Below are 22,851 nucleotides of genomic sequence, written 5' to 3'. Positions count from 1 at the left end.
AATCATTAAAAATTAACATTTAAACCCAGTGTGTATACTGCCATAATCGGATAATAAGAACCACTTGTAATGGTTTCAGGATCCCAGCCTTTAGGATATTTGCTGAAAGCAAGTGGATTTTGTGCTGTAGCATACACCCTTAGGCCCTCAATTCCCTTATCTTTTAACGATGCTGAAGTAAATTTGTAACCCAGTTGTACATTCCTCACTTTCAAATAACTACCGTTCAACATCCAGAACGAAGAAGTTAAGGTATTTGCTGTGCCGGTATTCGAAATGGTTTCTAAGCGTGGGTATTTGGCATTGGGATCGGGATTGGCAGTCGACCAATGCGAATCAGCCTGGTAACGCTGAATATTTCCGTTCTGGTAAAAAGCCCATCCGGCATAACCATCCAAATAACCGTTGGCACCACTTATGCCTTGTAGCAGGATAGATATATCAAATTTCTTGTAGCTGGCTGAAAGGTTTAAGCCAAAAGTGTATTTAGGTATCCTGCTGCCCAAAAAAGTACGGTCGTAAGTGGCATCTACCTTACCATCAGGAACACCATTGGGGCCACTTATATCCTGGTAACGGATATCGCCCGGTTTTACATTCGGGTTAATGCTTTTCTGATTGGCATAACCGGCAATATCGGCGGCATCAACAAACAAACCATCAGCCCGATAGCCATAGTACATATCCATAGGAAAACCATTAAACAAGGTTGATCCGTTTCCTACCATTCCGTTAGGTTGGGTAATATTACCTACACCCAAATCGAGTACTTTATTGCGGATCACAGAGAAGTTTCCGTTTACTGCGTAATTTAAACTGCCAATGTTATTTCTATAATCTAAGGTAAATTCCCAGCCACGGTTGCTTAAGCGGCCAGAGTTTTGTAAGCCAACGCTAAAGCCCAATACAGTTGATACACTGGAAGCCGGACTAACCAAAATATCGTAAGTATAACGATCGAAATAGGTAGCACTAAAGCCCAGTTTCCCTTTAAATAAACTACCTTCAACACCTAAATCCTTTGTTCGGGTCGATTCCCATTTAATGGTTGGATCTACCAGTCGGGTATTGGCTACACCGGTTGATAAAGTGCCACCAAAGGGATAATTAAATCCCGCATTCAGTACGTTTTGATAAGCGTAGTTACCAATGTTCTGATTCCCTAGTGTACCGTAAGAAGCTTTAATTTTAAGGTCGCTTAGCCAGTTGAATTTATCTTTTAAAAATGACTCTTCCGAAATACGCCAGCCAATAGCCCCGGCCGGAAAGGTTGCATATTTACTGGCGTCAGGAAAGCGTGATGAACCATCGTAACGTACTGTAAACTCGGCCAGGTAGCGGTTGTTGTAATTGTAATTCAATCTACCAAAATAAGAATCGAGTGCAAATTCAGCTCCGTTTCCAGTATTTTTTTGGGTACTGGCATCTCCGGCATTAATTTGGGTAAGGGTATTACTATTGTATCCTGATCTGTTTGCCGAAACGGTATCTGTTTTATTGAATTCGTACGAATGTCCGGCAAGAATACCAATCTCGTGGTCTTTGATCTTTATTTTATACTCAGCCAGTTGTTGTAATGTTTTGTAGTTATTATTTAAACTAACCTGATTAAGGCTTCCCGGGCCAAGCGTAACAGTACTGTTTAAGCGTTGGTTGGCTAAAAAACGTTGCGAATTACCCGTTAGTTGGGTATATCCACCAATAACAGAAAGTTTTAAATTTTTAATTACTTCCCAATCCAAACGCATATTGGCCAATAAATCGGTCTGTTTGCTTTTAAAGAAAGATTCGTTATCCGAATAGGAAACCGGTGTACCTTTAGCCACAACACCCAGTCCATAATCTCCGTTACTCAGTTTGTTTACATAAATGGCTGGTACCCTGATTACCTGGCTAATGTTGGTTAACATATCAGTCCAGTCTAAAGTGGCTGGCGGTGCAGGCTCGTTATTAATGTATTGCGCTCCCGAAAGACGCGTGGTTAATTTAAGCGTTTTGCTAATTTGATTAGCCATATTGAACCGGATATTATAACGGTTATAATTGTTCTTTTCTACAATACCATTTTGATAGAGATAACCAGCAGAAAGTAAATATTGTGTATTACCTAAGCTATTGGATAGCGATAAATTATGCCCGGTTTGAAAAGTTGATTTTTTTAATACCTGATTGATGTAGTTTTCGTTGGGGTAATTATCCGGATCAGAGCCATCTTTATATTTTTGGATTTGCGTTGCTGTATAAGCACCCGGCTGTGCTTCGTTAAGCAAGGTAGCATACTCCCACGAATCGACAAATTCGGGGTAAGCTGTAGCCCGTTGTGTACCGGTGTAACCGTTATAGGCAATTTTAATTTTACCGTCGCTACTGGTTCCTGTTTTGGTGCTAACCAAAATTACACCGTTTGCCGCCCGCGAACCGTATATGGCAGCTGTTGACGCATCTTTTAGGATCGAAATATTCGCTACATCGTTGGGGTCGATATCATTAAACGAGTTTACAGGAATGCCATCAACAAGGATTAATGCACCTGCATTAGCTCCAAAGGAACCTACACCCCTGATTTGAATGTTACCAGTACCTACACCTGGCTGACCGCTACGCTGTATTACCGTAACACCCGGCAACTGGCCGGTAAGTGCGTTGGCTAAAGAAGATACCGGCCTGTCGTTGATGTCTTTGGCTGTTAATTGTGAAACTGATCCGATGAGGTTGGCTTTCTTTTGTGTACCGTAACCTACAACTACTACATCGCCCAATTTGGCAGAAACCGGACTAAGTTTAATAACCAGTTGGCCTGATGTATTTACGTTCACATCTTGTGGTTCATAACCTACAAAGGAAATGGTTAAAACAGCATCTGCTGAAATTCCTTTCAGGGTAAATACCCCATTGAGATCTGTTGTTGTACTTATATTTTGTCCTTTAACTTTAATACTGGCTCCTGGTAAGGGACTTCCTGTTTCATCGAGTACTTTTCCGCTAACATCTTTAAGCTGTACAATATTGCTATTTTGAGGCAGTACATTACTTTTCTGCTGAACGATAATGGTTTTATTGCTAAGCATATAATCAAGCGGTTGGTTTCGAAAGGCATCATCCAGCACTGCTGTAATGCTTTGATTATTGGCTAATATGCTTACGGGTTTCGCATTTTTAAAAACATTGCCCATATAAATAAAGCTATAGCCACTCTGCTTCTTTATTTTTTTTAAAATATCTTTCAGTGCTGCATTATTTTCTTTTAGGGTAATATTCTGACCATCGGCACCGATACTGATCTGTAGAAAGATCGATGTCATCAAAAACATGGTCAAAGAGATTCTCATAATAAGGTATCGTTTTAGTCCGCGTGGGGCACAAAATGCCCTACCCAAGATTTTTTGTTTAAAATTCATACATTTGGTTTGCTAAGTTGGTTTATTGAAATAATTAATATTGCTTTAAGCCTTTATCAGTAATCGGAGGCGTTGCCGCGCCTTCGATTTATAGGCTAAATTTTAGTGACTGATGATTAACCTCCTTCCTTCAACTTTGAAATTTAACCTGGTAGTTAACCTAAGCACCTGTAGTACCTGATCAATATTATCGAACCGAGATACAGAACCTCCTATTTCAACTGCTCCAAACTGCCCGGTGTACACTACCTCGAGGTTGTACCATCGTGCTACTTTTCTAACAGCAGTTTTAAGATCTTCGTTATCGAATACAAAATAACCGTTTTTCCAGGCCACAGCTTCTTCGGTATCTACTTCCTTCACATCAAACTGGCCACCATTAAATTGAGAAGCTTGTCCGGGTTTTAAAAGTACTGTAGCGCCTGTTCCTTTGTTTTTTTCTGTTACGCGTACACTTCCTTCGAACAGCGTTGTTTTTACACTGCTTTCTTCGGGATAGGCATTAATATTAAAATGAGTACCCAATACAGCCACCTCTTGCTGAATGGTTTTTACAACAAATCTTCTTTTTTTATCTTTTGCCACTTCAAAATAGGCTTCTCCTTCAAGCTCAACAACTCTATCATGGCTGCTAAAAGCCATAGGGTAACGTAATGAAGAAGCTGCATTTAGCCAAACTTTGGTGCCATCTTCGAGTATAAGCTGATATTGTCCGCCATTGGGGGTTTGTATAGTATTCGATAGGTGTTCTAAACCAGTTTTTTGCGTTGATTTTGGTATCCGGTAAAGTAATTGGCCATCTGCCAGTTTTACAATTTGAATTCCAGATTTTTGAGCAAGTTCTCCGTTCTTAGAGTCATCAAGCGCCACTTTCGTTCCATCAGCAAGCGTTAACAATGCGCGGTTGCTACCGGGTATTACAGGTGTAGTTTGCTTATTTACCAATCGGTTATCTTTGGCATTTTGCGTACTGTAAAAATAAAAACCAATGCCCACCGCTACAATAAGGGCAGCAGCAATGCCGAGGTTCCGAAATAGTTTAATGGTTTTGCTTTCTGGAGAAAAGTCTTGTGCCCTAAAACCTGCTTTTTTCGAAAACTCATCCCATACGGCAGTTTTAATCCCATACAGTTCAGCTTCACTGTATGCGGGTATCGGCTTTCCGGCTTCTGCCAGATACCAGCTCTCCAAAATGTTAAGCTCCTCCGGAGTACATTTTCCGTCCTGGTATTTTTGTAGAAGTTCTTTAAAGGTGGATTCTTCCATGTTCATTTCAATAGGCTTGTTAAACTAAGACGATTGAAAGCGGCGATGGTATGAGAAAGAAAAAAATATTTTAATTTAAGCTAGAAAAGCATCAGGCAGGCACCTATTTTATTGCGCAAAATACGAATAGCATTGCCTATCTGGCTTTTAATGGTGTGTTGGGTAATGCCTAATTTTTCAGCAATTTCTTTGTGCGACATGTTTTCCCTACGGCTTAACAAGAACACTTCTTTCATTTTACCGGGGAGTTCGTCAATCCCCTGTTCAATAATTTTCTCCAGTTCTTTACGCCTGACCTCCTGGTCAGTAACAAGTTCACCCTGATCGGAAAAATTACTAAAGGATTCGAGATACCGGTCAACTATTTTCTGGTGTTTGATATGATCCAATACCATATTCTTTACCGAACGGTATAAATAGGAAGAAAGCGTAGTTTTAAAATCAATATTATTGATGTTGGTGTAAAGGCTAAAAAACAGGTTCTGAACAATATCTTTAGCTTCATCTTCATTGCCTAGTATTTTTCTGGCATGTATAAAAAGCATCCCCCAATACCTTTCGTAAATATGCGAAAAAGCAAACTGGTCTCCTTCTTTTGTTAATTGAATGAGTGCCAGGTCGGGAAGTTCAGTATAATTATCCATTAACAATAGAATGACCTCAATTTAAAATTACCAGCTACCGTTTACAGTAGCCTATAATTTAATGAATTCCGACCTGTTTGGTTTTGTGAAATCGAAATTCTTCAAATCAATATTAAGCATTACTTTATAAATAAATTACAGTTAATTTTTGGTTACCATTGCGCAAACGTTTGATCAGCTGAAATTTAACTTAGTGTTATCAATCAACTTCTTAGCCTATCGTCTTTCTATTGGTACCTTTATGGGCTAAACTGCTAGGTCGTTATATGTACGATTTTACCTTTGCAGAAAATTTAAGGAATCTGTTTTTAAAGATGAGCCAGAATGGCTCGTCTTTATCGTTAAATGCTTAAGAATATGCAGGGTAAATCAGCATTGTTAAACCCAAATACGGTTGCTACTCTCTTTAATATATAGACTTGCAGCTAACAATAGGGCCATTTTACGATTACAATCAAACGGTTGCGCAATCTTTTTTCTTTTATCTGTTTGTAAATCTTTATACATTCGATTGACGTTGTAGAAAGACTTATTGCTTATCATCGATTGACTTTCAATGATTTATATGAAGTAAAAAACTACGTTATAACCAAATTTAAATAACCGTGCATTAATACCCCGATTTGTGCTGTCTGAAGGTTATTTAACCCCAACAACTAAACCAATTAAGCCCTGCAGCTAATATATAGTTTCGGGATATTTATAACCTAACCTACAAAAAACCTAATCATGAAAAGTAAACTTTTATTCTTTACTGCCCTGGCCATAACGTGCCTTGCTGCCTGTAAAAAAGCAGCTGTATTGCCCGAAGAAGTAGCAACAAATCAACCCCCTAAAAGCGGAGCAGTGGTCGAATCGGCTACACAAACCAATATTTTTAATCTTACCGAAAAGATCAGTGCTTCAATTGAAAAAGACCGCTTAAAAAACGGCTACCAGTTAACAGATTTTACTGCAACCGGTTTGTACATGGCCCCGAATGCAACCCTTGATATTACTGTAGAACAAACAGCGGGCACCCGTTTACCTAAATTATTGATTGGTACCTACTCCAGATATGGCACCTGGAATACCCAGCCAACCGTTGTACAGTTAACCGCCGGAACCAACACCATTACCAATGCAGCGGGTGGTTTGTTGTGGATCAGGTACACTAATGCCACTACAGGATCAACCGCTAAACTAACTTTTAACAGTGGATACCAGTATGCGCCTTACTTTAAACTCGGGGTAAGTACAAATTCCGACTGGATTAATCAATTGCAAACCTACACCACACCTGATGTAGTATTGGAGGGTAGCAATTGCTTTATTGTTGTTTCGCGTGCAAAAGCAATACAGTACCAAACAGAAGACCAGGCGGCGATATTGAATAAAATTACCCAGGTAATTGCTCTCGAAGATGATTTGAATGGTTTAGATAATTCATTGCCTGCACATGCAAAAAATGTGCATACCTATTTGCTTACCCAGCACGAAGATCCGGCTTATTATTTTTTCGCTTACGATTACCGTACGGCTTATATTACTTCGGATGTAAATGCCATTTTAACCTTAAGCAGCGTGGGTACCAACGGCTGGGGCATGTGGCACGAGTTGGGTCACCAGCACCAGATGATGTGGCGTTGGGGTACTTTGGGCGAAGTTACCGTTAACCTTTACAGTTTATATGTGCAGCGTACCCTTACCCCTTCTATCAACAGGCTCGTAAATGATGGTACCTGGCCAAAAGTTTTCACCTATTTAGGCAAAGCCGATGGCACCAAAGATTACAACGGATCAACAAGTTATGCCAATCCTTTAACCGACGTTTGGATCAGGTTAGCCATGTTCCAGCAATTAACCCTTGCTTATGGCGATAATTTCTACAGAACACTGGCCAAAAACATGCGTGTAGAGAATCCGACATTATCTAATGATGATGCAAAACTTCGTTACTTCATGCTAAAAGCCTGTAACATATCGGGTAAAGACCTGAGTTATTTCTTCCAGAAATGGGGTTTAAATTTATCAACTGCGGCAGCTACCACGCAAATTTATGCAGATATGGCCGCATTAGGCCTACCTGCACCAACTACCGATCCTTCTACCCTGCAGGATAATGTTGCACCACTAACCGAGTTGAGCAAAACCGGCTGGACCATAAATTCTTTCAGTTCAGAAGAAACCAGTGGCGAAGGTGCTACTAATGGCCGGGCTGCAACTTTAATTGATGGCAGTTACAGCACTTACTGGCACTCAAGGTGGACAAGCACTGCTACCAGCTATCCACACCAGATTGTAATTGATTTGGGTTCTTCTAAAACAGCAAAAGGATTAAGTTTAGTTCAGCGAAGCGGATTAAGCAGGGCAATTAAAGATTTTCAGGTGTTAACCAGTACCGATAACGTAACTTTTACTGCGGTAAACAATTACGTGGCACAAAATGCCGGCGGAGCTCAATATTTTGCTTTTGGCAGTACCAAAACCTTAAGATATCTTAAAGTAATTGCCAATAATGCGCACGATGGTTTGCAATTTGCATCCTTAGCAGAGCTGGGGCTTTATAATTAAAAAAAAACGGGCCGGTTTCGGCACGCTCTTCTGTCTCAAATAATCAATAAAAAAGCGGCATCTATCCAGATAGCCGCTTTTCATCATTAACTAATTATTTATTTTCTTAAATACTGGCTTTAACTTCGCCACAGGTAAGCATGTTTTTAGGGTAATAAGGATTTTGGATGGCCTTATCGTCGCTAATCCAGCTGGTACCTGTCATAGGGCAAACTTGCTTATAAAGGCTCATTTTTTCTGGTTTGAACCGCTCAATTACCGACCACATTTTAACCGATAGTTTATCCATATCGCTGCGTTGCTTATTGATTGATTTGGTTGATGCAATAGCCTGTGCCAGGCCGATCATTTCCTGACGGGTGGTGGTGGCCTCGTTCATTTTTTCGAGCGACAGCTTTTTAAACTTGAACTGGTTTAAACCTGTTATCAGTTCGTTTGCAAACTTTACTGCACTGAGCGAATCTGATTTAACCAGGCTATTTTTAATACCCAGGTAGCTGGCGATAAGGCTTTCCTTCAAGGCTTCGCGTTTCTGTGCCAGTTCTGGCGTACCCACTTCTTGCAAAGAAGTAAGTACCTGTGCTTTTGCACTGTTGCCAAACCATAAGGTGGCGCCGAGCAAAACAATAAGGTAAGGTTTCATATTAGGCATTTGAATTTGATTTTTTAGTTATTTTTTCGATTTCCAGCAACATGTCTTTCAGGTGCAGCTGGTTTATTCCGCTCGTTTGCGGAACAAGCAGTTTAATGGTTTCTTTAATGTCGTTTAAATGCGTTATGGCTTCTAATCGTACATCACTGCGCTGGGCAGTAGTCATGGCCTTACCATCAGCAATATCTTTCGGGTTAATAAGCATATTTAACTTTTCGAGGTAAGAACGTTGCAGGCTCCGGCGAAAAACATCGCTGGATTCTACTCCACTGAATTTAATCCAGGTGGTGTTTTTCAAATCGTTTAAATATTCTTTTACCGGATACGGATCGGCAGAGTTTAGTGCTTTCTGACTGATATTATAAATTAAGCCCTGGCTCAAAAACATGTTTAGCATCTGGTTTTGCTGCTCAACAATATCGTCCATACTTTTGGTGGCAATCCTGCTAGTAATCGATGCCGGGTATAGCCAGAGTGGCGCATCAAAAAGCTGACGACCTACGTAATCGACTACTCCTTTTACACGCTTTTTAGGTACTTCGGTATACACAACACCTGCCTCATCCGTACTTCTTTTGGTTACATAACTGTTGCCAATATTTTTCATTACATGGTACAGGTAACGGCTAAACTGGCGCACTACGGATTTGTGCATATCGCTTAAATTGCCGTAAAGATCGCCCGGTTCGTAAGTCCATTTTACCAGGTTAGGCACTACCCTTTTCAGGTTTTTAATGCCGTAATCGCTGGCAGCAATTGCATCGTCGCCAAGATCTTCGGTCTGACTGCGCGGATCTTCTTCCTTACCTTCGCCACCAAACCAAAGTTTTGGGTTGGCTGTAAGCGAATCGAGAATCATTTTTTTGGTAATCTTCTCTTCTGCATATTCATCTTTTGCCTGATCGTAATAGCGGTAACCCCAGTTAATGGCCCATTTATCGTAAGCCCCAATACGTGGGTAAATACCTGCCGGTGCAATGTGATCTTCTGGCTGGGCCACGTAGTTAAAACGGGCATAATCCATAATCGAAACGGTATGGCCGTTAGCTTCTACCCATTTCTTATCCCTTAATTTTTCTACAGGCGTTTGGCTGCTTGCGCCCATATTATGCTTTAAACCAATGGTATGGCCTATTTCATGTGAAGAAACAAATCTGATCAACTGCCCCATCAACTCATCGTCGAAATTCATTTTCCGTGCCCTTTCATCCAATGCACCCGCCTGGATCATGTACCAGCTTTGTACCAGTTTCATCACATTGTGGTACCAGCCTACATGACTTTCGATAATTTCGCCACTACGCGGGTCGCTAATTCTGGGGCCATAAGCATTTGGTGTTTCGGATGCGTAATACCTGATTACAGAGAAACGGGCATCTTCCAGGCTCATGGTGGTATCGGCCTCAGGCCATTCTTTACCTACAATGGCATTTTTAAAACCCGCCTTTTCAAAAGCCTTTTGCCAGTCGTTTATCCCTGCTATTAAGTATGGACGCCATTTTTTTGGTGTTGCCGGATCGATATAATACACAATCTGTTTTTTAGGCTCAACCAGCTGACCACGTTTATACTTCGCTAAATCAGCATCTTTAGGCTCAAGGCGGTAACGCTCAATAAAGTACTTAGCATCTGCATGTTGTCTATCTTCATCAAACAGGATGTATTTGTTGTTAAAATAACCTACCCTTTCATCAGCAAAACGTTTGCGCATCGGTACTTTAGGCAACAGTACGAAAGATGTATTCAAGCGTACAGTTACAGCTCCGGTTAAGGTACCTGAAGGAATATTGCCTGCAGAGGTGCTGTAGGTTTTGGTGGTCTTAATTTCGATATTGATAGGATAAGTACTGATCTTTTCAATAAATGAGCGGTCATCAGCTACGCTACCCAATTTCTTATCCGATTTTTCTGTTGCACCAATGGATACAATTGGGTTATCCTTTTTAAAGAAATCGGTAACCTCAATTACGGCATTGCCTGTTTTAGGGTTTTTACCCTTAATTTCGAAAGCAGCCACAATCGGGTTTTCCTGCGATTGCATTACCGCCTTATAAATAGATTCTTCGCTGCTTTTTACATCCTGACGGTACAAAACAGATCTGAGCAACAAGTTGTTGTTATTGCCTTTTTCAAAGTAAATGGTTTGCTCGTTGGTTTGTTCGCCACCGAAACTGCCCATACCCTGTGGGGTGGCCACATAACGTGTTACCACTAAAATATAACGGTTAAGCATACTGTCGGGCACTTCGAAATACCATTTCTGTTCTACGCGTTTTACATCGAACAACCCGCTTTGGCTTAGGGCACTTTCGGGGATCAGCTTGCTGTAATCGGCAGGGGCTTTCTTTGTTGTACTGTCAGTTTTTACTTGTACTTTACTTTGCGCAAAGCCACTTAAGGCAGTTGAGCAAAGTAAAATACTAAGGGTTTGTTTTATATTCATTATTTTAAAAAGGAATTATTTCGTCAGTATTTAGTTTTAAGGAAGGGTTTTTCTTCAATACATCCTGTGCAAAAGGAATAATATATAATCTTGAATTCGGCTTCAAAGTATAGGTTTGTTGCGGAACGGTTTTGTTTACTATTGGGAATAAACGGGTAACTGTTTTAGCATAATCTGCTTCCAGATTAAAGCGTTTCAGATCGAAGAAACGATTAAAACCAAATAACAGTTCTTTTCTGCGCTCTTCTATAATGAGGTTCATGGCCTCTTTTACTGTGACAGGAACAGTTAATGTTACTGTACCCGAAATAATCCGTTTTTCGCGGATTTTATTCAAGGTTGCGATGGCTTCAGTGAGTTTATTTTCGCGGGCATAAGCTTCGGCCAGAACCAGGTAAACCTCAGTAGTTTTCATCCCCACAGTCGGGTAGAAAAATTTGGTATACCCAATACTGAAATAAGCCGTACCTGAGCCTGCATCAAGTAAACTAGTACTGGTTGTATTAAAAAACAGATTGAAACGCGCATCATTACTGCCAAATAAATTCCTCAATTCGGGACTAATAATACAGGTATAGGCAAAATTCATTTCTGTAACCCCTGTCATGTACATATAGCTCAAAACTTCAGGATTGTTAGCTGCAGGTACTGGCACCACATTTGGTCCGCCTTGTTTAGTATAGGCTACCAGATCGAAAATCTGATCGTTATAACTTAATGATTTTAAAGCTGCTTCTCTGGCTTGCGCATACTCGCGTTTAAACAAATGAATCTTTGCTTTAAATGCCCAGCCAAATGCCAAAGAGGGATGATAAGGATCCGCAGGTTTATCCTGTAGATATGGAAGTGCCTCATCGATATCTTTTTGGATAAAATCGTAAACCTCTTTTACACTCGATTTAGCAGGCTGTGCTTCCAGATCGTATTTATCCATAATACAAATTCCACCATCCGTGGCTGCAGTTGCCGGATCAAAAGCCTTGGCATAAGTATTAACCAGTAAGAAGTGATCGAAAGCGCGATATACTTTAGCTTCCGCTTTAGCTAATTCCTTTAGGTTGTTTTCTCCTTTGCTGGCATCAACCAATGAAATGATCGTATTCCAGCGGTTAATGTATTTATAGGCCTGGTTGTAAAAGGTAGATGAAGAAATTAAGTTTACGCGGTTTTCGGTTTCATCAAAAGTAAAGTGCACTACATCCAGTGATTTGCGTGCGCCGATAACGTATGATTCCCGGATCCACATATCATCAACTAGATATTGGAAGTTCGTTATCGGGTAAGCCCGGTTTGGTAACGAAACCAGATCATAAAAATCTTTTGTACTTTCTACCAGAAGTGAACCTTTTGGTGTAATATCTGTATATTTTTTACAGGCTGCGAGGTTAAGCAGCACCAACAGACAGCTAATTTTATATATTATTTTCATGATCTATAAATTAAAAGGTTACATTAAGGCCCATTAAGAATGATTTTGGAATCTCGTAAGCACGTGTGCCCGAGTTAAGCGAATACGCTTCAGGGTCTATATCATCGCCGGCAGCACTCCAGTACCATAAATTATTGGCCTGTACAGTAAGTTTGGCTGAAGCAATTCTTAAACGCTGACTGATTTTTTGCGGCAAACTGTACGACAAAGAAATATTGCGCATTTTGATGTAACTGGCATCCAAAACCTGTACATCTGAATATTGCCATAAAGAGGAAAGCGTACCGGCTGAGTTTTGCAGTGCCAAAGGATAATCAACATATAAACGAGGTAGCTCTGAAGTACCACTGCTGTTCCACCTACGTGTTAAATCTTCATCAGTGATATCATAACTACTTAAACTAGTCACATCTTTACGCAGTTTATTGCCTCCCGAAAAGATGAACAGTGCCCCTAATTCAAAGTTTTTATAGGCGATACGTTGTGAAAAAGATCCGTTGTATAGTGGATTCAGCTGCCCTACACGTACCATCGCATCCGGACTGGTAATATCCTTAACGCTGGTTGGATTTCCATTAGCATCAAATGTAACATTAGCCTGCCCGTTCTGATCAAGGAAATAAGGATAACCATTGGTCATACCACCATAACGGTAGGCATATAATGAATTGTAAGGATCATTTAGCTTAAAATAGTTACTTGGCGAACCAATATAAGAGTAAGCAGTACTTGCTCCGCTGTTAACCTCGGCTACAGTATTTTTATTATAGGCAAAAATGATATTAGAACTCAATTTCCAATCGTCGGTCTTGAACCAGTCCCCTCCAACACTAACTTCTATACCTCTGTTTTTTAATGCACCGTTATTGAGTGTACGCGACGTAGCTCCAACGGTTGGATCAAGATCAGTGGTGACCAACAAGTCGCTACTGTATTTATTATACACATCAATACTTCCTCTTAAACGATTGTTAAACACCGCTATATCAACACCAAAATTAGTAGTTGCAGTTTTCTCCCACCTCAGTTTCGGATTCGGAAGCGTAACAATATCGGTGTACTGTAAGGTCGGATAAAGTGTATCGTTACGTCTGCGCGCTACAAGGTAAGGTGATGAAGTTTGGTCCACGTTTCCGTTTATTCCATAAGTTGCCCTTACTTTAAGTAAATTTAACCACTCGTAACGACTTAAAAAAGATTCAGAACTAGCATTCCAGCCTGCACCAACAGACCACAGTGGTCTGTTCCTGTATTTCGGATCAGCACCGAAAAAATCAGCCTGATCAACCCTTACACTTCCTGTTAGGTTATACTTTTGATTAAAGGTATAACTCATGTTGCTATAAAATGAAGCGAAACGATGCTTGGTTTCCTGCTGTGTTCTACCTAGTATACCCAATGTTTTGGTGCCACCAAAATAACTGGTGATGCCAGCAGTGCTTATAGTATTATTATCTAAGTTTACAGAAGTTAAAGTTATCGGATCGTAACCGTAACGGAGTTGTTCAATGGTACGCGGTGCAAAGGTCTGGCGAATTTCCATGCCTGCTATGGCAGCGATAAAGTGTTTTTGTTTGTCTTTACCGAAGCCTTGATTATAGTTTAACTGGTTACGAAAGGTATAGTTGTTAGTACCTTTTTCGTATTGATAATACCGGCCACCATCAGGTAAATTATGGGTGTATTTAGCTGTTGAGCTGTTATAGCTAGTCAGCATATTATAGGCATAACGCATTTGGTAGCTTGAAGCGTCATAGTACTGTTCGCGGTTCAATTTAGAATCTTCATACTGAAACTGCGTGTTAAAGCTTAAGCCTTTATAAATTTTTGCCTGTATATTGGCAAATGTTCTAAGTTTAAGATATTTTTGATTGGTAATACCTTGGTTCAGCTCATCCAGAATATTAAAACCGAACGATTTAAATTCAGGGTTAGCCTTTATTTTAGTTAAGGTTAATCCATTAATACTTCCACCCGAGCTAAAATTATCGTCTAGGTTAACGTAGTCGGAGATTACATGGTTACCAGATGCATCAACAATTTGCGCATACCGTGGCTGAATAGTAAAGCTATCATATGTATTTTCTGTAACGTAATCGTTGGCATAGGTGCCGTTAAACCCAAAGGTTGCGCTTAACCACGATTTAAAATGGTAGGTTGACTTAAAGTTCAGGTTAAAGCTTTCGTTAACATTATTTATGATTCTTTCTTTTCCCCGGTCGTAGTTTAATGAAAGAAATGTATTATTTTTATCTGTAGCCGAACTGAAGGAGACATTATAACGCTGACGCACTTCGTTCTGCCATACATTTTCGGTATAATCTCTTATGTAATCGTTCTGCCGCCACTGGTTTAGTGTGTTGTTAACCTGTTGATTTGTTACACTTCCGTTGGACTGATTACGATACAATTGATATAAAGGTGAGTAATATTTGTTATCGCTATAGCTTTCAAACATAGATTCGGTAGTCGCGAAACGTGCTCGTTCAGCATTGTAAACGGCCGTTTCGTAATCAATCATATCACTTGTGGAAGCATAATGCATTTTGCCAAGGTCTGGTTTGCCGGTAATAAAAAGATCGGCATTCACATTGATCTTTACTGCACTGCCCTTGCCTTGTTTGGTGGTTAGCACAATTACTCCGTTAGCAGATCGCGAACCGTAAATAGAAGCAGCTGCTGCATCTTTCAATACCGTAACAGATTCAATATCGTAAGGGTTTACCTCATCGAGAGTATATTCTGTTGGCAATCCATCAATTACGATCAACGGACTTGTGCCTACTGCATTTGAAAAAGTACCGATACCGCGCAAAAGAGGTTTATCTGGCGCAGAACCAGTAGGATTTTTGATATTAAGTAGTCCTGCTACCCTGCCTTCTAAAGCAGAAAGTAAATCAATATTAATCTGTTCGTTTAATTTTTTGTTATCTACAATGGCATAAGCTGCCGCCTCGCGTTCTTTACTTATGGTTTGATAGCCGTTCACAAAAACCTCTTTCAGTAAAGAGGGTTCGCTGGCCATTACAATCGAAATTAAACTTCCTGCAATACTGCTGCTGGCGGTATATTCTCTTTCTTTATAACCAATAAAAGTAAATACAAGTGTAGTGCTATTTCCTTGTCCTTGAATGCTAAAACTACCGTCCTGACTGCTTATTACACCTGTTGATTGGCCTTTAACACGTATTACAGTTCCAGGTATAGGCCCGCCAAGGCTATCAATCACTTTTCCTTTAATGGTAAAAGTATTATCGTTAGCAATAGCAGCTTTCTGTTTTAAAACAATCGTATTGTTATTAATTTCATAATCGAAAGGCTGATCTTTGAAAATCGTTTCGAGTACCGTTTTTAAGGAGCTGGTACTAATTTTAGCCGTAACAGGTTTGGCCTTTTTAAGGTATTCGGCATCAAAAATAAATTGATAATTACTCTTTTTCGCAATTTCTGTAATTACACTATTTATGGGTGCATTATTGAACGTAAAAGTATAAGTTGCAGTTTGTGCCTGCGTGGTTTTAAGGCCCAGTGTAAGCAAAAACAGCATTACAAAAGCCATAACCCTATTAAGTTGAAGGGATGATTTCAATTTAAAATTCTTTAAAGTTTGTTAGTGGTTGTTGATAAGGCGGTAGAAATGTTTTTGCGTAAAGCTTATTTCATTACAGTTACCCTCCTTCCTTCTACTTTAAACTTAAGGCCACTGGTAGTCGATAACATATCTAATACAGTAGCCAGGTTTTCCTGCATAGCTATACGGGCGTAAATGCGTTTTTCGGGGATTGATGTATAATCTACATCCAGCTGGTACCAGCGGCTCAGGCGTTTCATAATTACAGCCAGTTCTTCGTTTTCGAAAGCGAAGAATCCTTGTTGCCAGGCGGCCATATTGGAAACATCAACAGCCGATTTACTTAACTGGTTGTTTTGGATTAACGCAGCTTCGCCCGGATGTAAAGTCAGACTGGCATTGGTTGTAACATCTAAACAGTTTACCTTACCTTCCAGTAAGGCGGTGCTTATAAAGTCATCATCCGGATAGGCAGATAGATTAAACTTCGTTCCCAGAACGGTAATTCTTTCCCTTCCCGATGAAACTATAAAAGGATGTTCGGCATCTTTGCTTACTTCAAAATAAGCCTCTCCGCTTAAAGAAACTCTTCTTTCGGCCTGGTTAAACCCAACAGGGAATGTTAAACTCGATCCTGAATTTAAAACCACCTGAGTACCATCAGAGAGTGTAACTTTGTATTTTCCGCCCAATGGCGTAGTAATGGTTTGTAAATAACTGTTGGTATCTGCAACGGCACTTACGCGTGTATACACAATGCGGTCGCCTGATGATTTGGTGATCTGAACTCCGTAAGCCGTTGTAAAGGACTTGTTGGCTAAACTATCGAGGTTAATTTCCTGGCCATTACTCATTTTAAGTGTAGCCAAACTTCTGCCCGGCAAAACATCGGCCTGTTTAAACAAATAAGTATAAGCCAGGTAACCGATTGAGAGTACAACTAAAATACTGGCCGCAATTTTAAGCAGCGATTGTAGTGTTGGCTGTAACCTTACTGTTCGTGGTTTTTCATCAGCTGCATCAATATTTGCAGAAATCAGCTGATGGATATTGCTTAAATGATTTTGCAGATTTGTATTGGCCTCATATTGCTCTTCTGTTTCTAAAAACGCTGCTTCAATAAGCTCATGTAAATCAGCACGATCGGCCACGTTAAAATAATCCAGCAGCTGATTTAGTTCAGCTTCGGTAATTTCGTTGCTTAAAAAACGGGAATATAAGTTTTCTATTTGCGGAGTTATTTTCATCTTGCTTTGTTAGGTATACGCAGCAAAAGCAAAAACACACTACTCCTGAAATAAAATAAATTATTTATTTAAATGCAGTGCAATTGCGAAAATCATGAACTCTTTCGAATGGAAAAATACATAATCCCTCATGCTTTTGGTAGCTTTTACCAGTTGGTTGCTTACCGTTGAGGGACTGATGTTTAATATAGATGCGGCTTCTTCGTAACTCTTCCCCTCTATGCGGCATAGCATAAAAATCTGTTTTCTTTTTTCCGGTAACCGGTCCAAAGCCAGATTTAAAACTGCCCGCCGCTCTTTGTCCAGCAAATATTCTTCGGTTTCGTTGTAAAGCTCCGAATAATGATCAATCAGGTATTGTCGCATTTTGGCATGTTTAGCCAATAAACGGTAATGATCGTAAATGCAGTTTTGGGCAATTTTATAAATCCAGGCCTTAATGGGCTGGTGCTCGTCAATGAGGTCGCGTTTTAGCCAAACTTTTAAAAATACATCCTGCAAAAGTTCATCGGCCACTTCCTGTACTTTTACCATTTTTAAAATGCGTAGGTAAAGGTTACTGCTATAATGGTGGTAAACTTCGTCAAAAGCTGCTCTGTTTCCAGATTTTAATAAGGAAATAGTATCAAGACCAACCTCCGTGCTTTTGTTCATTAAGTATTTTACCTGTTTGGTACACAAAAGTAAGTATAAAATTGCAAAAGCTTTTATTTTACAGCTTTACAGCTATATTTTAACATTTAAAATGGCGTATTAAAACAAAACAGTCAGGCTTTTTAAAACCTGACTGCTAAAATTCAATTAATTTTAAGCAAAAGCAAAATTGTTATTTAGTTTCGATTAGTACATTTCCGCCGTTTTTAAACAGATCGTGAGCAATAAAATAGCCCTCATTCGTTTTACCGTTTACCTTAATCTCGCTAATGCCTCTTCCCTTTCCGGGCTTGGTAATGGTTAAGATTTTTCCGGTACTGGTTTTCCATTTCACTTCATCAAACAAGGGTGCAGTTACAATATATTTGGGGTCGGTAGCCGAAAATGGATATATACCTAGCGCGCTGAATACATACCAGGCCGACATTTCGCCGGCATCGTCCATACCCGACAGTGCTAAACCATCGCTACCTATGCCATATAATTCGTTTAAAATTTTATCGATTATTTTCTGCGATTTTTCGGGCTTACCAATAAAAGTATAGGCAAATGGAGCTTCGTGATCGGGCTGGTTACCCTGACAGTATTGGCCAATCATGGTTTCTACGTTGCGGGCAATGTATCTCGGGTTCCAGGGCACGGTAAATAACGAGTCTAACTTCGATTCAAAACCTGCTACACCACCATAAAGTTCAATAAGCCCCGGCATATCGTGTGGTGCATAAAAAGAAACCTGCCAGGCATTGGCTTCGCGGTACATGTATTCGTAGTAAGGATATTGTGGGTTGAAGGGTTTAATCCAGTCGCCGTTTTCTAATCTGCCACGCATAAAACGGGTTGAAGGATCGAACATGTTTTTATAGTTTTTCGATCTGGCCATTAAAATGCGGTAATTGGCGGTATCGCCCAGTTTTTGCGCAATCTGTGCAAGCGAATAATCATCGTAAGCGTACTCCAGCGTTTTAGATACGCCGGCTTTGGCTTTGGTTTCTACATGCGGGTTCTTTACATCAGGATCAGAAATGTAGCCCTTTTCGATATACTCTTTAATAAACGGTCTTGCACCACCGACTACATTGGCATTGCGTAATAAAATCTGGTAGGTAGCCTGGATATCGAAATCATCAATTCCCCTTAAATAGGCCCCTGCAATAGACGAAGCGCCGTGGTCGCCATGAAAAAAGGTAGGTATAAAACCTGTTTTTTCGCCTACATCCTTCATTGATTTAATTACATCTAAAGTTACTTTTGGTGTAATTAAGCCCAGCAGCACATCTTTATTGCGGTAAGTATCCCAAAGCGAAGGCTCGGTATAATACCTGAAATCGCTTTTTACCACCTGGCGTTTGGCATCTTTATATTCGCCATTTACATCGCTGCGTAAGGCCGGCCATAAAAACGAACGGTACAAACTAGAATACAACATTTGCTTTTGTTTGCTGGTACCACCCTTTACTTCGATACTGGATAATAAGTTTTCCCAGGTGCTGCTTGCTTCGTTACGGATTTGTGCAAAGGTTTTTTGGCCAATTTCCTGTTTAAGGTTTTCTTTGGCATTGGCAATGCTCACAAACGACAAGCCTATTTTTAAAGTTACGGGCCCTTTGCTTCCATCGGCTAAATGTACAATGGCATAGCCCGAACGTTTGCTTGCATCGGTAATATCAAGTTTATCAATCTTTCCGTTTACTTCAGCATAAAAATAAACGTTCTCACCTCCCTGAAAACCTTGTATAGCCGATTCCCCATCCTGTGCTATGTTCCAGGTAGAAACACCACTATTGGCTTTACCCATGCTAAAAAGGATTTGCCTGTCGCCATTGTTTTTATAGTCATATTCGTGGAAACCACATCTTAAGGTTGATGTAAGCCTAACATTTACCTGGTAATCATCCAGATAAACCTGATAAAAGCCAGGAGTAGCGCTTTCGTTTTTATGCGAAAATTTAGAACCGAATTTACCTAAAGGGTTCGATAGTGGTAAAACAGGGATATTACACAGGTTCCAGTGCCCTTTGTTGGTATGCGCAAATCCGTAAATGGTATCGTCTTCATACTCATAGCCTGCGCCTGAACCAAATTCGGTTATCGGGCTCAGTTGCACCATGGCATTCGGCAATGAACTACCCGGAAAAGTTAAACCAGCCCACGATCGCCAGCCCTGTGGCAACTCATAACCCAGTATTTTAGGATCGGTTAAAGGTGCTGTGCCAATAAAGGTATTTACATATTTGGTTAATCTGGCTTTGGTTTGCGCCTGTAGCTGATACAAGCTCAGGGCACTTAGAAATAAGATAAAGTGTAATGATTTGGTTAGAGATTTCATTTTACATAAAACGTTTTAGTGTGTACTATCAAATATAGAAAATCTATCAGGTCCATCAATAAAATATCATATTAGTTACCAATTGATTTTAAGTGGCTACGTATAATCTTATGCTTAAATAATTGAATAATATGCCAAATATCGGGATGCTTTATTCGGGGTGTTTCGGTTCTTGCCACGCTATTTTATATATCTTTGGTTACACACTAATCAAATAACCATCATGCTTTTCAATTACAGGCAACTCCTCATTTGTACACTATTTTCGTGCTTGCTATTTCAATTCACAAACAAGGCAAAAGCCCAGGCTAAAGAAAACCCTGCTTTCACGATGTGGGATAATAAACCTGCAAAAAAATGGATGACCGAAGCTTACCCTATTGGCAACGGCCGTATTGGCGGGATGATTTTTGGTGGGGTTGATCAGGAACACATTCAGTTTAACGATAATACCTTATGGACTGGCGATGAAAACGACCGGGGCATGTATCAGGCTTTCGGCGATCTGTTTATCGATTTTAACAATAATGATCAGCAATTTACCGCATACACCCGCAAACTGGATATCACCAGAGCAGTTCATTCCATTGATTATAAGCAAAATGGAACGCAATTTAAACGCGAGTATTTTTGTAGCTTTCCGGATAAAGTGATGGTGTTGCGCTTTACAGCTAACCAAAAAAATGCTTATTCGGCTGCTATTGGCTTAAAAGATGCGCATCAAGGCACGATAACAGCCAACGGAAATATTCTTCAGCTGACTGGTAAATTGCTAAACGGCATAACTTATCAGGCTACTGCTTTGGTTAAAATTGAAAATGGAAAATTGAGTACCGTAAAAGATGGCGATAACGAAAAAATTAAAATAGAAAATGCAGATGCAGTAACCATTGTTTTTACAGCTGCGACCAATTATGTTAACAAGCGCGAACAAAACTGGAAAGGCGAAGAACCGGCTCCTAAAATAGACCGGATTTTAAATGCTGTTAAAGCAAAAAGTTACAATAACCTGCTGAAAGCGCATATTAGCGATTATAGCCTGCTGTATAACCGCCTGAGTTTAAACCTGGGTACCAGTGATGCAGCAAATCAAAACCTGCCAACTTACCAAAGGTTAATTAACTATAAAAAGGTAACCGACCCTGCACTTGAGGCTCTGATTTTCCAGTATGGTAGGTATTTGTTGATTAGTTCTTCCAGGGCAGGTGGTTTACCGGCCAATCTTCAGGGTTTATGGAACGAAAGCAATACTCCGCCCTGGGGAAGCGATTACCACTCCAACATCAATATTCAAATGAATTATTGGCTGGCAGAACCTACAAATCTTTCCGAATGTCAGGTACCTTACCTCGATTACATCAACAGCATGCGCGAGGTGAGTAAAATGCATACCCGAAAGCAATATCCAAATACGCGGGGATGGACAGTAAAAACAGAGAACAATATTTTTGGGGGCATGAGTTTCTTGTGGAATACACCGGGCAGTGCTTGGTATGCACAAGCCCTTTGGGAGCATTATGCTTTTACCCAGGATAAAGCTTACCTGAAAAACTTCGCCTACCCAATTATTAAAGAAATTGCTGAGTTCTGGGACGACCACCTAAAAAGACGTCCTGATGGTACTTTGGTAGCCCCTATGGGTTGGTCGCCAGAGCATGGCCCTACCGAAGACGGGGTAACACACGATCATCAGATTATTTACGATCTCTTTACCAATTACATCGAATCGGCTGATATTTTAGGCATAGATGCCGATTATAAAAAACACATTGCCGATTTAAAAGCACATTTATTAAAACCAAAAATCGGTAAATGGGACCAGTTGCAGGAATGGGAAACCGATCGCGATGATCCGAAAGATCAGCACAGGCATATTTCGCACCTCTTTGGCCTGCATCCGGGCAGAGAAATCAGCACCATTAAAACACCAGAACTGGCGCAGGCTGCAAAAGTAACCTTAATTGCCCGAGGCGATGAATCGACAGGTTGGTCGATGGCCTGGAAAATGAACTTCTGGGCCAGGTTGCAGGATGGAAACCATGCCTATAAAATTTTACAGAACTTTATTACCCCTGTGGGTGGTTCGGGTACCGATTACAATAAAGGTGGTGGTATCTATTCGAATTTGTTTTGTGCGCATCCACCCTTCCAGATTGATGGAAACTTTGGCTACACGGCTGGTATTTCTGAAATGTTGTTGCAAAGCCAGGCTGGCGAATTGCAGTTCCTACCTGCATTACCCGATAAGTGGAAGAATGGCAACATTAAAGGCTTAAAAGCCCGCGGTAATTTCGAAATCATCAACTTGCAATGGAAAGATGCTAAAGTGGTAGCCTTAGCGATCAAATCATTATCAGGAGAAAAATGCATTGTGAGAAGCCCTAATCAGCTTAAGGTTACTGCAAAAGGCATAATTGAAGAAAAGTCGGGCAAAGATTTCAGGTATAGTTTTAATACCCAGGCTGGCAAAGTATACCAGTTTAATTAAATGTATTACTGTGTGATTGAATGGCTTTTCTTTATTCGTCATTCAATCATTCAGAAGCTGTTCATAAATGAATGAAAAATTCACAAGTCTATCAGGTGGGTGGAGACAACCCACCTCAAACATTGCTATTGGGCGGTGTCTCCACCGCTCATTTGATATTTCACAGAAATTCAAACATTT

The 22,851-nt window shown here is 40.2% G+C and carries 12 protein-coding genes; 2 read left to right on the top strand and 10 right to left on the bottom strand.

The window, feature by feature from the left end; translation table 11 throughout:
* Nucleotides 1–5: 5 nt before the first annotated feature.
* The 3 genes from DBR40_RS19200 to DBR40_RS19190 form a co-directional block, all read right to left on the bottom strand.
* Entirely contained in the window at nt 6–3,329 is a 3,324-nt protein-coding gene (locus tag DBR40_RS19200) for a SusC/RagA family TonB-linked outer membrane protein (RefSeq protein WP_158674085.1), read from the bottom strand.
* Between the two features lie 171 nt (nt 3,330–3,500).
* Nucleotides 3,501–4,664, bottom strand: coding sequence for a FecR family protein (locus DBR40_RS19195; RefSeq protein WP_233603937.1), 1,164 nt, complete (start codon nt 4,662–4,664; stop codon nt 3,501–3,503).
* Between the two features lie 80 nt (nt 4,665–4,744).
* Complete coding sequence (locus tag DBR40_RS19190; protein ID WP_124561365.1) at nt 4,745–5,308, bottom strand: RNA polymerase sigma factor; 564 nt, start codon at nt 5,306–5,308, stop codon at nt 4,745–4,747.
* Nucleotides 5,309–6,037: 729 nt separating this feature from the next.
* Here DBR40_RS19190 and DBR40_RS19185 point away from each other — a divergent pair.
* Entirely contained in the window at nt 6,038–7,861 is a 1,824-nt protein-coding gene (locus tag DBR40_RS19185) for a M60 family metallopeptidase (protein WP_124561364.1), read from the top strand.
* A 106-nt stretch (nt 7,862–7,967) separates the two neighbouring features.
* Here DBR40_RS19185 and DBR40_RS19180 read toward each other — a convergent pair whose 3' ends face one another.
* The 7 genes from DBR40_RS19180 to DBR40_RS19150 form a co-directional block, all read right to left on the bottom strand.
* A complete protein-coding gene (locus DBR40_RS19180; RefSeq protein WP_124561363.1) occupies nt 7,968–8,504 on the bottom strand; it encodes a DUF3347 domain-containing protein in 537 nt (178 codons plus the stop codon).
* A gap of 1 nt (nt 8,505) precedes the next feature.
* Entirely contained in the window at nt 8,506–10,956 is a 2,451-nt protein-coding gene (locus tag DBR40_RS19175) for a zinc-dependent metalloprotease (protein ID WP_124561362.1), read from the bottom strand.
* A gap of 4 nt (nt 10,957–10,960) precedes the next feature.
* Nucleotides 10,961–12,385 carry a RagB/SusD family nutrient uptake outer membrane protein gene (locus tag DBR40_RS19170; protein ID WP_124561361.1) on the bottom strand — a complete coding sequence of 475 codons (1,425 nt, stop codon included), beginning with the start codon at nt 12,383–12,385 and terminating at the stop codon, nt 10,961–10,963.
* A 10-nt stretch (nt 12,386–12,395) separates the two neighbouring features.
* Nucleotides 12,396–15,944: a SusC/RagA family TonB-linked outer membrane protein gene (locus DBR40_RS19165; protein WP_124561360.1), complete on the bottom strand. Its 3,549-nt coding sequence runs from the start codon at nt 15,942–15,944 to the stop codon at nt 12,396–12,398.
* A 95-nt stretch (nt 15,945–16,039) separates the two neighbouring features.
* Nucleotides 16,040–17,203 (bottom strand): FecR family protein, encoded by a 1,164-nt coding sequence (locus DBR40_RS19160; protein ID WP_124561359.1) that lies wholly within the window; start codon nt 17,201–17,203, stop codon nt 16,040–16,042.
* Between the two features lie 60 nt (nt 17,204–17,263).
* On the bottom strand, nt 17,264–17,857 hold the full coding sequence (locus DBR40_RS19155; RefSeq protein ID WP_124561358.1) for an RNA polymerase sigma factor: 594 nt from the start codon (nt 17,855–17,857) through the stop codon (nt 17,264–17,266).
* Between the two features lie 172 nt (nt 17,858–18,029).
* Nucleotides 18,030–20,183: a GH92 family glycosyl hydrolase gene (locus DBR40_RS19150; RefSeq protein WP_124561357.1), complete on the bottom strand. Its 2,154-nt coding sequence runs from the start codon at nt 20,181–20,183 to the stop codon at nt 18,030–18,032.
* Nucleotides 20,184–20,406: 223 nt separating this feature from the next.
* Here DBR40_RS19150 and DBR40_RS19145 point away from each other — a divergent pair, with 223 nt between their 5' ends.
* Nucleotides 20,407–22,671 (top strand): glycosyl hydrolase family 95 catalytic domain-containing protein, encoded by a 2,265-nt coding sequence (locus tag DBR40_RS19145; protein WP_199748387.1) that lies wholly within the window; start codon nt 20,407–20,409, stop codon nt 22,669–22,671.
* Nucleotides 22,672–22,851: the final 180 nt, after the last annotated feature.

It is taken from the genome of Pedobacter sp. KBW01 (genome assembly GCF_003852395.1).
GTDB lineage: Bacteria > Bacteroidota > Bacteroidia > Sphingobacteriales > Sphingobacteriaceae > Pedobacter.
This window is presented reverse-complemented; position numbering and strand designations above follow the sequence as displayed.

Bases quoted from the DNA above. Each gene is read 5' to 3' on its own strand.
- DBR40_RS19145 (WP_199748387.1), top strand. From the start codon at position 20,407: ATGCTTTTCAATTACAGGCAACTCCTCATTTGTACACTATTTTCGTGC.
- DBR40_RS19195 (WP_233603937.1), bottom strand. From the start codon at position 4,664: ATGGAAGAATCCACCTTTAAAGAACTTCTACAAAAATACCAGGACGGA.
- DBR40_RS19180 (WP_124561363.1), bottom strand. From the start codon at position 8,504: ATGAAACCTTACCTTATTGTTTTGCTCGGCGCCACCTTATGGTTTGGC.
- DBR40_RS19165 (WP_124561360.1), bottom strand. From the start codon at position 15,944: ATGGCTTTTGTAATGCTGTTTTTGCTTACACTGGGCCTTAAAACCACG.
- DBR40_RS19185 (WP_124561364.1), top strand. From the start codon at position 6,038: ATGAAAAGTAAACTTTTATTCTTTACTGCCCTGGCCATAACGTGCCTT.
- DBR40_RS19170 (WP_124561361.1), bottom strand. From the start codon at position 12,385: ATGAAAATAATATATAAAATTAGCTGTCTGTTGGTGCTGCTTAACCTC.
- DBR40_RS19160 (WP_124561359.1), bottom strand. From the start codon at position 17,203: ATGAAAATAACTCCGCAAATAGAAAACTTATATTCCCGTTTTTTAAGC.
- DBR40_RS19150 (WP_124561357.1), bottom strand. From the start codon at position 20,183: ATGAAATCTCTAACCAAATCATTACACTTTATCTTATTTCTAAGTGCC.
- DBR40_RS19200 (WP_158674085.1), bottom strand. From the start codon at position 3,329: ATGAGAATCTCTTTGACCATGTTTTTGATGACATCGATCTTTCTACAG.
- DBR40_RS19175 (WP_124561362.1), bottom strand. From the start codon at position 10,956: ATGAATATAAAACAAACCCTTAGTATTTTACTTTGCTCAACTGCCTTA.
- DBR40_RS19155 (WP_124561358.1), bottom strand. From the start codon at position 17,857: ATGAACAAAAGCACGGAGGTTGGTCTTGATACTATTTCCTTATTAAAA.
- DBR40_RS19190 (WP_124561365.1), bottom strand. From the start codon at position 5,308: ATGGATAATTATACTGAACTTCCCGACCTGGCACTCATTCAATTAACA.